This is a genomic window from Marinomonas atlantica (genome assembly GCF_001639725.1).
Lineage (GTDB): Bacteria > Pseudomonadota > Gammaproteobacteria > Pseudomonadales > Marinomonadaceae > Marinomonas > Marinomonas atlantica.
In genome coordinates, this window is record NZ_LTAW01000004.1 from 266,524 (window position 1) to 279,967 (window position 13,444).

Consider the following 13,444-nt stretch of genomic DNA (forward strand, 5'->3'; position numbering starts at 1 on the left):
CCTGACGGAGTGGTATGTCTTGCCCAGTCTGTCATGGCTTAATAAGCGAGCTGTAGTAGATACGGCCTTCTAGTTTAAGGAGACTGAGAACAAATCCATATCGAATATTTAGATTGGACGAGAGCTATCCGCTTGCAGTGTTAATTAGATTTATTCTCAAACCGTGGCTGCTCTTGTTCTGTGTTAATCGCGCGAATAGGGTAGGGAATGACGATGCCTTCTTGTTTAAAACGCTTATGCAGTCTTTTGATGTAGGCGGCGCGTAAAAAGAACTGATGAAAGAATTCTTGTCCTTTAAGAATGACGGTGAAATTGATACTGGAATTATCAAAGGTATGAAAAAACACCACTGCGTCATGGGTCGGCACTCCAAACTCATGCTCTTGCATTAAGCGTTTTGCTTCTTCAAGTACGACCGTTTCTACATGGTCTAAATCTGAGTCGTAATGTACGCCGACTTCCACTGGTACAGACATTATTTTTGAAGGATAGAAGTAGTTAATTATCTTTGACTCGGACAGTACGCTGTTAGGCATAATGACCGTGTTATTAGGTAACGTCTTGATCCAAGTAGAGCGCCACCCGATCTTTTCGACAAAGCCCTGCTCGCCGGAGTCCAGCTCAACAAAATCCCCGACTCGAATCGGCCGATCCACCAATAACTGCACACCAGAGAAGAAGTTCTCCAAGGTGGGTTGCAGCGCCAGCGCCACGGCTAACGACCCAATACCAAGAGAAGCCACCAAGGGTGTAATCGAAATCCCCAGCGTCCCCAACAACACCAAAATGCCAATACCAAACACAAATGATCGACTAATGCCTTTAACAATCGGGCGGCTGCTATAAAGCACCGATGACTTATGACTGTAGTGGTTGATCATGCCGCTGATCATACGATCAAAGAAAAACACCGCGGCGATCACCAATAAAATCGGCATCACATAGAGTGTGCTACCTTCAATCATCTTACTAAATTCAGAGTCTTTTGCAGGCATCCGTTCTAATACAAACAAACCGATACAAAAGATCAGCATGTACAAAGGGATCTTCAGTGCATTGAGCAATAGGGAATCATAGAAATAGGGGCTTGTACTTGCTAAGCGATTCAATCGAGTCAGCACCAACCGCTTAATCAACAGCAGCGCACCGATAACGACCAAAACAATCACTACAGGCATCACCCAACTGGGCAACAACTCGGTAAACGCACGGATATCATTCATATAAGCGCCCTAGTTAGTAAGTCTTTGGAGCGCTGCAAAATCCATACCCTTGAGACAAGCTGAGTCGTTTGCTGAATAATTATGAACCAGACAGAAGCGGGTGTTTTCTTCGCCTGAGCAAAGGTAGTATCAATCTCATATCAACGTAACAATGGAGAGGTTTTGATGACAGAGGCCTATCAAACCAATACGAAAGTGGCATGGGACTGGGGCAACGGCACGGGCGAAGGCTATGTGCGCAACGTGTTTCGCGAAAAAACCACCCAAACCATCAAAGGGACCGAAATCACCCGCAACGGTAGCGATGACGATCCGGCGTATTTGATCGAGCAATCAGACGGTGACAAGGTGCTCAAATTGCACTCCGAAGTTCGCCAGCCTTCTGAATGATGGCGAGGGCGCTATGAATTATCCCATCACCCCAGACGGTCGTTACATGGTGGTCAAAGGGCGACTGTGGCGCGTCTCCAACCCGAACCTTTCTGACAGTGCGCGTGAGGCCTACGTCAAACAGCTGATGGATGCCCGCCGCGACGTCAAAGCCGCCAAAGCTACCGAAGATGATGTGCGCATGAGTGCCGCGCGGCAGGCGGTGAATGAGGCAAAGGTAGCCTTAGGCGAGCGCGGCCCAGTGTGGTGGCAAGATGGGGCCAAAGACTACAATCGCTATCTCGTGAAAAACACCCCGTACCATGAATGGTTCCAACAGCTCGAATAAGCGGTTTGTGATACGAGTAGAGGATGCTCGCGATCAAAGCGTAGCTTTGAATCACTCAATCATGCGCCCTTGTACGAGCGGGTTGGACCCGCGATCAAAGCATCAGCTTTATCGGTTGCTACACAACGTCGTCCATGGCTGAAGTGATCTCATCTTTGAAATCACGCTTTGTTTCAAACGCCATTTGTTGTATGAGGTTAGATAAGAACGCAAACTGTGTGTTTTCGGTGGCCTTGTCGCGTATGACATTCGTGTCCAGAGCTTGTTTGACACGACTCAAGGTTTCATCGCGAATGCCAGAGTGCATGTCCGAAAGGTGGTCACTAAACTCATTTAACGACACTTTTTCGCTGGCCGTGCTGTCGCCGCGCATGCTTTCAAAGGCCACTAAGGTACTGACGAGATTGCCCACGTCTTGTTTATACACATCAAGGGTTTTGGCGCTATAAAGATTGCCTGACTCATGGCCTTTTACAGAATGGCCATTCTTCATGTTTGCGTTGTCAGAAAGAGCGCCAAGCAATAGACGAGATTGCTTAACCGCGGTCTCTAAACCTTGGAACACAGCCGCGCCTTCTAAGGCCACCACTGTGAGACCTTCATCAATATCAGGGCGCTCGATCAAAGTGACATCGTGATAGCGCGTGCTATTGACCAAGGAAAGGGTTTTTGGGTTGCTGCGTAGCTCGCTGACCACTTCGATGGCTTCGTCTAAGTTCTTTTTGTCAAAGCTCTCAGTGACTTTGCTTTGCAACATGTCCTCTAGCCCGAGGGTGGTGATGTCGATGTAAGCACGCTTTTCAGGGTTGGAAAGGCTCGTTAGCTCGGTGCCCATCGTGTTTAATTGCTCATCAGAAAAGTTATAGGTTTCCAGCATATCGATCATGCTAGACACAGAATCTAAGGCAAAATCGCGCCCCTGACTTTGTTCATTATCTTTTAACAGCGCTTCATCACCGTGCCATGCAACCCCTAGCTGCTTGTCGACATCAGAGGCGAAGTTAGAGACCTTAACCTTATCAGCCATGCTCCCTAGAGCGCTGAGTAACGAGTCGGGCAGGTTTTGACCATCAGGCCCCGCCAGCTGCGATAATCTATCCCCAAGCGAGGGGTCTAAGCCATAGACACTCAGTAAGCCCGCTTCAGCATCGGGAGGCAGTTGGCCGAGTTGCTCTGTAAGCGCAGCAGGGTCGTCGGTTGCGAGAACTGCCGTAATGTAATTATGCAGAGGATTAGCAGAGATTTCCCTAGGGTAGGGGGTAAACTTAATGTCGTTCGGTGTCTGACTATAGACATTCTTTCTAAAGTTCGCGACGGCCTCGGTATCCACTTTCGAAGCATACTCTGCGGACCGACTCAAAATAGCCGCTCGGTCTTCTAGAGAGCTATTCTCCAAGACGTCCATAAACTCTGCGACCTTACCTTGATAAGATCGATCCGCTTCGTTAGGAATCGTGTAGTTGGCAGACGCGGGTAACCTCATCGCTGATACCGTCATCGCCAGCTCCCCAAGCTCCTCGTCACTTAACGACTCGCTCAGATCGAGAAAATCAGGATCGGTCAGCAAGCCAGCCTGCAGAAAATCACGCATACTGTCTTGATAGAAAAAGTGGTCATCGTTGGCATCGTGAATGGGGCCATCTAAGCGTTCGGCGAGGGCTTTGGCTTGCTCTAAAAGCTCAGGCGTTTTTTGGTAAAGGTGATAAGGGTCACCCTTGGGGCGGATCAAAGAAAAGCTATCGACCGCTTCAATTTCTGGGGCTGGTTGCGCCAACTGCGCAGCTCGAACCTCTGACAAAGCGTCCTGCATGTCTTGAGCACTGGCTTTACTTACACGCGATTCACTGGTGCGTGACGTCGCGGAAATATGCGTCGTCTGTAAGCTCGTCAACGAAATATGTGCCATGATCCATTCCCTGTGAAGTACCTAGATCTCCTTCGTATCGGCACAACCGCGCTAAACTTAAAAGCGATCGCAAAGATCAACTACAAACACCTTGTACGAGCGGATTGCACCCGCGACCAAAGCATCCGCTTTTAATCAAAAAAACTAGCTTTTGGTCTCATAACACCGACTTTTTATTGGGAAAACTCTCAAAATTGGGTATCGTCAATAAACAGTCAAGGACGACAAAGCCTACCATCTGCACCTCCCTGACTCGCACGGTTATTTGGCGAAACGCGCATGCGCGTTTTTTAAAAAATGGGTAGCCTTAATTAAATGCATAACCTTTTAAAAATCATAGGGTTAATGTACTTTACGTTAAATGTAATATACAGAATAGTGCGCACGCACGGTTATTTGGCGAAACGCGCATGCGCACTATTAAGCTGTTAGCTGCCAAGAGGATTCAAGTGCATCTCAAAGAAATGGAAGTTAAAGAGCTGTTGCAACTGCAAGCTTCAATAACCAATGAGCTCAAAGAACGACGTGTAGTGAGAACCCAGAATAATCCATTGGGTGATTACACAGAATGGCTTGTGGCAAATGCACTAGATTTAGAACTTGAGGCTAACTCCAAGGCCGGATACGACGGCGTAAGTAAGGCTGGTGTCCGAATACAAATTAAAGGGCGTAGAGTTACTTCCAAAAACAATTCCAGGCAACTTAGTGCCATCCGAAAGTACGATGAAAAAGACTTCGATGAATTGGCGGCGGTAATATATAACGAAAACTTTGATGTAATTGAGGCTTTGCTCATACCCCATGAGGTGGTTGGTGAATATGCTTCGTATCGAGAGCATGTAAATGCTCATATTTTAATACTCAAGGGGCCAATACTTTCTGACCCCAGAGTTAAGTGTATTAAACATGCAGTGTGCAGCTAACAAGGCCAGTCAGAGGGACAGTCAAACCGCTGCGCGCTTTGCCTGCCCCTGCTGGCGGCGTTAGCCTTATATAAGGAACATAGATGGAATACATACAAGAAGGTAACGGAGAGTATCTCATTTTAGTACATGGCGCACTTACTGATGGCTCTATGTGGCATGAGCATATAGAACACTTGAAATCTGATTTCGATGTTGTCTCTGTAACTTTGCGCAACTTTAATGAATCTGACTTAGAAGGGTTTGGTTTAAATACTCACGCTGATGATTTGTCTGCTTTGATTCAAGAGCTTACAAAAATTAAGCCCGTCAACATTGTTGGCTGGTCTTATGGTGCGGATGTAATATTGAATGCACTTGCAAAGAATGATCTACCCATATCTAAGGCTGTCGTATACGAACCGGGTTTTCCGGGCTGTCTACAAGAACAAGACATGAGTACCTGGCAATCCGACGCTAACAACATGTTCGGCCCAGTCTTTGAGCATTTTTCAGTCGGTAACCTCAATCTGGCTGTCGAATCACTTATAGATGGCTCTGGTAATAAAAAAGGTTATTTCAAATATCAAAAAAAAGAGGTGCAAGAACTACAGCTTGCTAAAAAACACACTTTGAAAAATCAGCTGAATCAGCAAGAAGAACCTGCTATTAGCCAAACTTCAATTTCTAAAATACAGCACAAGGTTGTCTTGAGTTATGGTCAAAATACCAGAGATATATTCAAGCTAGTAACTGTTGCGACAGCCAAACTAATAAAAAGCTCTGAGCTAAAAATCATACCTAATGAAAATCATATGCTGCCTCAAGAGAAAGCTGAACAATTTTCAAATTTTATTCATAACGAGCTTTCACAAGAAGGCTAACAAGCAAAAGCAGGTGGACGCATAAATGCGCCACTGTTTAGAGCGTTAGCCGTACTAAAGATTTGAGTATATGAATAAATATCTAGAAGCTACTGAGTATATAGATTGGGAAAATCCAGCTATATTGACACAAGCAAAAATCCTAGCTGAAGGCTCCACTTCATCAGAGGAGACTACCCGAAAGTGCTTTGAGTTTGTCCGAGATGAAATTAAACATAGCTGGGATTACAAGCTAAATCCCGTTACATACAAAGCGTCAGATGTACTCAATCATGGAACGGGATATTGCTATGCAAAAAGTCACTTGCTAGCAGCACTTCTACGGGCAAACAATATTCCCGCAGGGTTGTGCTATCAACGCTTAACCATTACTGATGTTCCCCCATTTTGCCTGCATGGTCTAAATGCTGTTTATCTCAAGCAGTTTGGTTGGTATCGCTTAGATGCTAGGGGCAACAAACAAGGAGTTTCAGCGGAGTTCTGTCCTCCAATTGAAAAGTTGGCGTTTCCTATAGCTACGCAAGGCGAAGCAGATTTACTGGAAATATGGGAAGAACCATTACCCATAGTGATTCAAGTGCTAAAACAATATAAAACGGTTCAAGACGTTGCTAATAATTTGCCAGATATCAAGCTGGTCGCTGCTAACAAGTCAATCCAGCCGACCGCTAACGCGTCGGCTGATTGAAGCGTTAAGTGTCACCACGAATATAGGAAATCACCTTGGAATCAAAAGAAATAGTTTATGTTTTATCGAATTCAGCTATGCCAGGAATTCTAAAAATTGGTAAAACTACACAAGCAGATGTTTCCTTACGAATGAACCAGCTATACACCACCGGTGTTCCTGTTCCATTTGAGTGTGTATATGCGATTGAAGTTGATGATTGTTCCAAAGTTGAAGCAGCCTTACACATAGCATTCGGGCCGAGTCGTGTGAACCCAAATCGAGAATTTTTTAAAATAGAAGCCGAGCAAGCCATTGCAATTTTAAAGCTTCTCGACCAGAGAGATGTAACCCCGGACGTACGTCGAGATCTAAATAGTAATGTGAGCCAAGCAGAGAAGGATTCTGGAAAAAGGCTACAGAAAAGACCAAATATGAATTTTGGAGAAATGGAAATTCCTATTGGTTCTACGCTTACCTACAAAGACGGAACGACTGCTGTAGAGGTCACGAGTGACAAGAAAGTGAACTATTCTGGTCAAGAAATGACTCTTACGGCAGCCACCCGAGAAGTGATGGGTATAGATTATTCCGTTCAGCCTTCGCCACATTGGACATACGAAGGCAAGCTTTTAAAAGATATTTATGAGTCAGTATATTCAGATGAAAACACTTAACAAAGCCAGTCAATCTGACCTCCGTAAACTGTCTTCTTTTTTGCAAAAAGACGCAAGAAATCAGCCAATTTACACCGACAGTTGCTGGCGGCGTTATGTGATTTGCAATCATCAAGTTATGAGGTTTTTATTATGTCAATTACACTTAAATCGGATGCAGAGATTGTTGCAATCGTTACACCCATGATTGATGCTGTTGTTAATGCTTCCAATCGACAAGACTGGGCTTCTTTTTGTGCTTATCAAACAAAGGAAGAGGCACTTGACCCTAAGAATAAAGCTACAGTTCTTAAGGCTTGGGAAGAACATGCGTTGTTTACATCTTTAAACCAAGATCGTGAAATTCTAGGAGTACTGCGTAACGGTGAAGTTGCTGAAATAGTCTGGAGGCAAACTAGTAGTCAAGTGCCGGGCGATTTCTTAGCCCGTTATTTCATCAAAGAAATAGATCAACAAATTAAAGAAGTTGGTTTTTTGATAGACTAAAATCCAGCACATAACAAAAGCTTCAAACCGACAGCCAACTCGCGCGTGGCATTTTTGGTTTGCGGTGAATTTAGTGTTTAGGGTGTAATGCGGCAGGTTTCATGTTGCGTTGTCTGCGGTTTAAGCTGGCGTTATACTATTACAAACCACTATCTCTCCCAACACTCCAAATCCCCACCCCAATACCCCATCTCTCACCGATGGGGCTTGGATCTAAAACTTCACCTCAATTCCACGCTTGTCTTTAATACCGCTGGTTGGCGTTCAACAATCACCTTGCCCCCACGTACCGAGTAAAGCACGTCGGCTTGTTCGCGGATGACTTCGACGTCGTCGGCGCCGTTGAGTACGATGAAGTTGGCGGGTTTGCCAACGTCAATGCCGTATTGGTCGCTGATGTGCAGCACTTTGGCGCTGTTGTCGGTGATGAAGTCGAGCGCTTGGGTGAAGTCGTCGTAGCCCATCATATGGCAGGCGTGCAGGGCGAAGTCGACTTGGCGCAGCAGTTTGCCGTTGCCAAGGCTGTACCAAGGGTCTTGGATGGAGTCTTGGGCGAGGGCGACGTTGATGCCGGCATCGCGCAGTTCTTTGACGCGAGTGATGCCACGGCGTTTAGGGAAGGTGTCGAAGCGGCCTTGTAGGTGAATGTTTTCGGTTGGGCAGGAAACAAAGTTAATGCCGGAGAGCTTCAACAAACGAAACAGTTTGGAGCAGTAGGCGTTGTTATAAGAGTGCATCGCGACGGTATGGCTGGCGGTGACGCGATCCCCTAGACCGCTTTCCAGCGCGGCGGTGGCGAGGACTTCTAAAAAGCGCGACTGCTCGTCGTCGATTTCATCGCAGTGTACGTCCACCAGTTTATTATGCTTCTGCGCCAGCTCAATCACCCAGCGCATGGACTCAACGCCGTATTCGCGGGTGAATTCAAAATGCGGTATGCCGCCAATCACGTCAGCGCCCAGCTCAAGGGCTTGTTCCATTAAGGCTTTGCCATTGGGGTAAGACAAGATGCCTTCTTGAGGGAATGCGACGATCTGCAAATCAAGATAAGGCGCGAGCTGCGCTTTTAGTGGCACGATGGCTTTTAGAGCGGTCAGCTCAGGGTCGGTGACATCAATGTGCGTACGCACATGCTGAACCCCGTGGCTAATCAACAGCTCGGCGGCTTTGAGCACTCGGCTTTGCACATCGGCTTGAGTGAGTTGCTGCTTGCGCTCGGCCCAGCATTCGATGCCTTCAAACAGCGTGCCGCTTTTATTCCAGCGCGGTTCGCCAGCGGTGAGCACCGCGTCTAGATGGATATGCGGTTCGATAAACGGTGTGCAGACCAGTTTTTTTTGCGCATCGAGGTCGCAGGGCTCAGAAATAACGGAAGTTTGAGGTGTGATCGCTTTGAACACGCCGTGCTCACATTCAAGGGTAAAGAGTGTTTTTTGATGACGTAGCCGAGCGTTGATGATTTTCATAACCGCTTCCTTGGATTGAGTTAATAGTTTTATAGTTGCACGTTTTATGAAATTTGAGAATCGTTAGTGCTTTCTTATTACGTACCTATGCAGACGCAACCCGCCAATCTAGATCTTTCTATTTGCATGTGAGATGTAAGGTTTTTGCAGAATGGTGGGATTCGGTGCAGTGATGCTGTTCATGGTCGATGTATTTCATTAGCGTAGTGAACAGACAAAATGAGCAGGAGGCATTATGAAGCATTATTGGTTTGGTGGAGCATTGGTCGCTCTGACGGTAGCAGGGTGTTCTTCACATCAGGTGTCATCTGAATATGACGATAAGTCGTTGGCGCAGCTGTCTGGTCAGTGGCAAGTCGAAAGCATTGATCAGGGAGGCATCATAGACAATTCTCATGTCACGGTGTTGTTCTCAGAACAGGGGCGTATCAGTGGTTCGACAAGCTGTAATCGCTACTCAGCAAACTTGAGTGAGCAGGGGAATGCTTTAAAAGTGGGTCAGGCGGTGTCAACACGTATGGCGTGTGCTCCGGCGTTGATGAAGCAAGAACAACGCTTTTTGAGTGCGCTTAAAGAGACGGTCACGATTCGTCGTTTGTCTGATACGTGGCTAGTGGCTGAGGATGCGAGCGGTACCCAGAGATTAAAGATGATTGAGATGGCTCCGACTGCGTCAAAGCAAGATGCGGCAATAGATCAGGTCACTGAGTATAGCTGTCGAAAGGCTAATAGCATCGCCAATTTGGGCGTGCGTTTTGTAGGCCCTGATACCGTTGAGTTGTTGTTAGCAGAGCAGACGTTAATATTACCGCGAGTTAAAAACGCATCGGGAGCGAAATACAGTAAAGGTCACGTTAATTTTTGGAACAAAGGCTCTGAAGCGACCTTGGCATCTGGTGATCAAACCTGGCAATGCCGCCGCGCGTCTTAATCTTGATTCAAGTAGATAACTATGACTGCTTAATGAAGGTCGGGTAAACATGTAACAAACTCATCGAAAGTGATGGGTTTAGAGTAGAAGTATCCTTGGCAAACAGTACAGCCCAATTCAATTAAGATATTGACCTGTTGTTGAGTTTCCACGCCTTCAACGACAACGCTGTAGCCGTAGTTTTCTGCTAAGAACAAAATCGCTTTGATGGGGATGTGTGATTGATCGGAGTCATTGATATTCAAAACAAATGAACGGTCGATTTTTATCGTGTTAATAGGCAATGCATGAGAGTAAGAGAATGAACTCATACCAGTGCCAAAGTCGTCGAGTGCAATCGCGAACCCTAGATTAGAGATATAATCCAACTGCGTTGCGATGTGGTCAACGTCAAGTGCGGTTTCGGATTCCGTTAACTCGATTTCCAGCATTAAGTGCTTCTGGACCAGCAGCTCTTTGGAAACCTTTTCTAAGGTCGTAATAACATTAGGGTCAAACACGTCATAGCCGTTTAAGTTCAATGACAATGGTAGTTGATAGCCTGCTGACTGTAATGCAAGTGCCATACGGCATACCTCGTTCACCACGAATAAAGCAAATGACGAGCGTATATTGCTTTGCTCAACTAAGTCTAGAAAGTGATAGGGGGAAAGCAGTCCGTCTTCAGGGTGGTTCCAGCGAATCAGCGCTTCAGCACCGACAATATCACCTGTGCGCATGTCTACTTTGGGCTGTAGGAACAGTTCGAACTGCTTTTCTTCAATGGCCGTTTTTAATGCGGCTGAGTATTGCGACACTTTTTGGCTGTTTTGAATTAAGTGTTGCTGGTAGCGCAAATAAGGTAAGCGTTGCTGATTGGCATGATAGATTAATGTAGAAACAGATGAAATGAGGTTTTCAAAATCACTGACGTCTGTTGGGTAGCTTAATTCTACTTCGGTGGGCTCCAGAGAAAATTGAAAGTTATCTAAGTGCTGAGTTTCATTGATGAGTTGTTTGAAGCGGTTAACGCAGTTTGCTTTGGCAACGGGTGTAATAATGACAAAGGTGCTGTCATTCAGGCGCCCTAAAATACACTCAGGATCCACCTCTTGTTTTAATCTTGTTGCGAGCCGTTGTAATACTTGTGTAAGTATAATGGAGCTATTGGTTGCAAGTATTTGAGATAAATTTCGGAACTTCGCCGCATAAACTGTGTATTCTCTACTGGGCTGAATCGTTAGGTCGTTTGAGAATATCTCTCTTAGTGCACGCTCATTTAATAAGCCTGTTTGCGAGTCCGTGTTGGCGGCTTTTATCGCCCGACGGTTGGACCCTTCCACATGCTTCCAAATAAAGAATGCCACAGCAACGGCTCCCCATAGGGCTATCCAAATGACAACAACAGATGAAATCAGCATACGAGAAATAATGCTGTCGATCAGGTGGGCAGAGCTAAGGCTTAATTCACCGACATAAATTTGGATTGGCGAAGTTTTTTGTGCTAAAAAGTTATGATGAGTAATGGCATATTGCTTATCATTTATGGCGTAATAGTAGTCTTCTACGCTATCAATGCTGTGAAAAAAATCATGCTCAATGTTTGGCGACATTAAATGATCCGGTTCGTTACTGATATGGCTTTTAAGTGCCTCTAATATGTTCTGTTGAGAGGCTTGGTCGATATTTTTTGCGTCGAATACCCAATTGTTGTTTGCTTGTTCGATTGCGATAAACATCTTTGTATCGTTAATAAAGTGCTCTTGAGTGATCGTACTCAATGTATTTACTAGGTCTATTACTTGAAGGTCTTCTTGGTTTAATCTTTTTTCAATTTCATTAATTATCAATGCCGTATGATGGTGTAATTGTTGTAGCTCCATGCCTTGGACTGTTGCTTTGCCTGATTCGTAGCTTTCACCAATAAAAAATGCACTGATTAATATGGAGACCGTTCCAAATCCGACAAGTGCCTTTTTCCTGATTGACTTAAAATCGAGTTCAAAGCTTTGATCGTCACTGTCCTCCTCTTTGGAAGATAAGCTGGTTAGACCCACCAGTGAGTACATAAAACACCAGCTTGTGATAGCAGAGAAGATATTTGCGATACCAAAAATGGCAAAAAACCATCCAATGACATCATTTCCTGATGCATTGATCCCAATTGGACTGAATGAAATAAGTAAAGCACCGAGAATTGCCCTTGCAAACCTGTCGAGGCTATTCATATTCGAACAGAGTGAAATTTTTTTAATTCGGTCAATTAGAGGCACTGAGTCAATCTCTAGATTCAAATGATTGGCGCTTCTTGTAAGTGAGGTATTGTAAGCGCTCGAAACATTACCAGTTCACGACATAAAGCATTTTTTACAGAGCAAATTTAGTTGTCTAGTAATCTATTAATAACGTAATAGTAAAGTTTATCAGGTAAAGAGTCTTGCGGATTGTAAGTTAAAGTGACGTTATGTATGGATAAGTGATTGCTCATGATGATGCTATCGGTTCTTTGTAACCGTCTGTTTAGCCTTTGGCTAAGAGCTGATATCCTTAACTGTTTCAAGCAACTAGGTAGTAGACAATGATTCATGATGACAAAGTGATTGAGACGTTAGACGAATTAGAAGCCTTTTTAATCTCAGTTGAGAACGGTGGTTTGGGCCTTAATAATGTTGCTGGTATTGCATTAGCTACAAATAACTCAGATGGGCGCCCTTTTGTTGCAGTTTTGGATGACAACCATCAGCTATTGATGGGGCGGTGGGTGACACAAGATGTGTTTGATAATGGCAAAGACATGGTTCGACAGGGGCCGAGAAAGCATTAATCTATGATAATGACAGTTATCCCTTCCTCTTTTTTATCCCTAAGATAAAGAATCATCGAATTCTTTGATGATTCTTTATCTATTTATTCGATTTCAATTATGTAAGTGCGGCGCTCCAAACGCCGTATGCCTATTTTATAAGGACCAATTGAGGTTCATTTTTTAAAGGCTGTGTGCACAGTTAAGTGATTGGGTCGGTATATTTTAATAATATCGAGAGATGTTTTTGACCATTCAATGCAATTTTTCATGAATAGGTCACTGTTTTATTGCTGCATGCTCTATTGGTGCTTTAATCATCAAATATGGTTGTTTTTTATTATTATAGGAAGCATTTTGGAACGCGCTGCTGAACTCTTTTTTTATTTTCAGAGAAGGCTAGTATTAATCCTATCGAAACGCAGCGGACTTCTTACCAAGTTCGCAGCTTAACAACTTAAAGGTGAATATTATGAACTTCAAGACTTCAGCACTTATCGCAGCTCTTACTCTTTCAGCTACTGCTTCTTTTGCAGCAAGCGACAATAACTTACAAGATGACTATTTAGATGCTCAAGCGCACGCTAAAGCTCTTTCAGCTCAACTTGACACTATGGGTGTAGACGCGAACGCAACGATTGACTTCAACTCACCAGTGACATTGTCGCAAAAAGTTGAAGCTTACCATGACAAAATTTCTGATCTTCAAGGTCAGTTTGAGTCAGCTCGCGCTGCTCAATAATTTAAAGCAACACCTCCATCGGGATCCCCCTTTAACCCCGATCTATAAAACCCTGATAAG

At 44.7% G+C, this 13,444-nt stretch carries 14 protein-coding genes; 10 read left to right on the forward strand and 4 right to left on the reverse strand.

From position 1 onward, the window contains the following. Positions 1-140 precede the first annotated feature (140 nt). On the reverse strand, positions 141-1,223 hold the full coding sequence (locus tag AYW75_RS08780; RefSeq protein WP_067098355.1) for a mechanosensitive ion channel family protein: 1,083 nt from the start codon (positions 1,221-1,223) through the stop codon (positions 141-143). 165 nt (positions 1,224-1,388) lie between these two features. Between AYW75_RS08780 and AYW75_RS08785 the strand changes: the two genes are divergently transcribed. Together AYW75_RS08785 and AYW75_RS08790 are read left to right on the forward strand one after the other, a co-directional pair. Then, a complete protein-coding gene (locus AYW75_RS08785; RefSeq protein WP_067098357.1) occupies positions 1,389-1,613 on the forward strand; it encodes a hypervirulence associated TUDOR domain-containing protein in 225 nt (74 codons plus the stop codon). Between the two features lie 13 nt (positions 1,614-1,626). After that, the gene (locus AYW75_RS08790) at positions 1,627-1,941 is read left to right on the forward strand and encodes a hypothetical protein (protein ID WP_067098360.1); all 315 of its coding nucleotides are present in this window, start codon (positions 1,627-1,629) and stop codon (positions 1,939-1,941) included. Between the two features lie 118 nt (positions 1,942-2,059). Here the strand turns inward: AYW75_RS08790 and AYW75_RS08795 are convergent, their stop codons facing one another. Continuing rightward, entirely contained in the window at positions 2,060-3,847 is a 1,788-nt protein-coding gene (locus AYW75_RS08795) for a hypothetical protein (RefSeq protein ID WP_067098363.1), read from the reverse strand. Positions 3,848-4,257: 410 nt separating this feature from the next. Between AYW75_RS08795 and AYW75_RS08800 the strand changes: the two genes are divergently transcribed. The 5 genes from AYW75_RS08800 (at position 4,258) to AYW75_RS08820 (ending at position 7,463) form a co-directional block, all read left to right on the forward strand. Continuing rightward, entirely contained in the window at positions 4,258-4,770 is a 513-nt protein-coding gene (locus AYW75_RS08800) for a DUF6998 domain-containing protein (protein WP_231886172.1), read from the forward strand. 83 nt (positions 4,771-4,853) lie between these two features. Next, positions 4,854-5,633 (forward strand): alpha/beta fold hydrolase, encoded by a 780-nt coding sequence (locus AYW75_RS08805; protein WP_067098366.1) that lies wholly within the window; start codon positions 4,854-4,856, stop codon positions 5,631-5,633. A gap of 70 nt (positions 5,634-5,703) precedes the next feature. Beyond that, positions 5,704-6,321: a transglutaminase-like domain-containing protein gene (locus tag AYW75_RS08810; protein ID WP_067098369.1), complete on the forward strand. Its 618-nt coding sequence runs from the start codon at positions 5,704-5,706 to the stop codon at positions 6,319-6,321. Between the two features lie 35 nt (positions 6,322-6,356). Continuing rightward, positions 6,357-6,977, forward strand: a complete 621-nt coding sequence (locus AYW75_RS08815) for a GIY-YIG nuclease family protein (RefSeq protein WP_082856454.1) — start codon at positions 6,357-6,359, stop codon at positions 6,975-6,977. Between the two features lie 132 nt (positions 6,978-7,109). Beyond that, the gene (locus AYW75_RS08820) at positions 7,110-7,463 is read left to right on the forward strand and encodes a hypothetical protein (RefSeq protein ID WP_067098372.1); all 354 of its coding nucleotides are present in this window, start codon (positions 7,110-7,112) and stop codon (positions 7,461-7,463) included. 221 nt (positions 7,464-7,684) lie between these two features. Here AYW75_RS08820 and codA read toward each other — a convergent pair whose 3' ends face one another. Further along, positions 7,685-8,929: a cytosine deaminase gene (gene codA / locus AYW75_RS08825; protein ID WP_067098374.1), complete on the reverse strand. Its 1,245-nt coding sequence runs from the start codon at positions 8,927-8,929 to the stop codon at positions 7,685-7,687. 235 nt (positions 8,930-9,164) lie between these two features. Between codA and AYW75_RS08830 the strand changes: the two genes are divergently transcribed. Continuing rightward, a complete protein-coding gene (locus AYW75_RS08830) occupies positions 9,165-9,860 on the forward strand; it encodes an META domain-containing protein (RefSeq protein WP_067098377.1) in 696 nt (231 codons plus the stop codon). A 29-nt stretch (positions 9,861-9,889) separates the two neighbouring features. Here the strand turns inward: AYW75_RS08830 and AYW75_RS08835 are convergent, their stop codons facing one another. After that, entirely contained in the window at positions 9,890-12,067 is a 2,178-nt protein-coding gene (locus tag AYW75_RS08835; protein ID WP_197478923.1) for an EAL domain-containing protein, read from the reverse strand. 350 nt (positions 12,068-12,417) lie between these two features. Here AYW75_RS08835 and AYW75_RS08840 point away from each other — a divergent pair, with 350 nt between their 5' ends. Both AYW75_RS08840 and AYW75_RS08845 read left to right on the forward strand, forming a co-directional pair. Further along, a complete protein-coding gene (locus AYW75_RS08840) occupies positions 12,418-12,663 on the forward strand; it encodes a hypothetical protein (protein WP_067098382.1) in 246 nt (81 codons plus the stop codon). Between the two features lie 451 nt (positions 12,664-13,114). Then, positions 13,115-13,384: a hypothetical protein gene (locus AYW75_RS08845; protein ID WP_067098385.1), complete on the forward strand. Its 270-nt coding sequence runs from the start codon at positions 13,115-13,117 to the stop codon at positions 13,382-13,384. Positions 13,385-13,444: the final 60 nt, after the last annotated feature.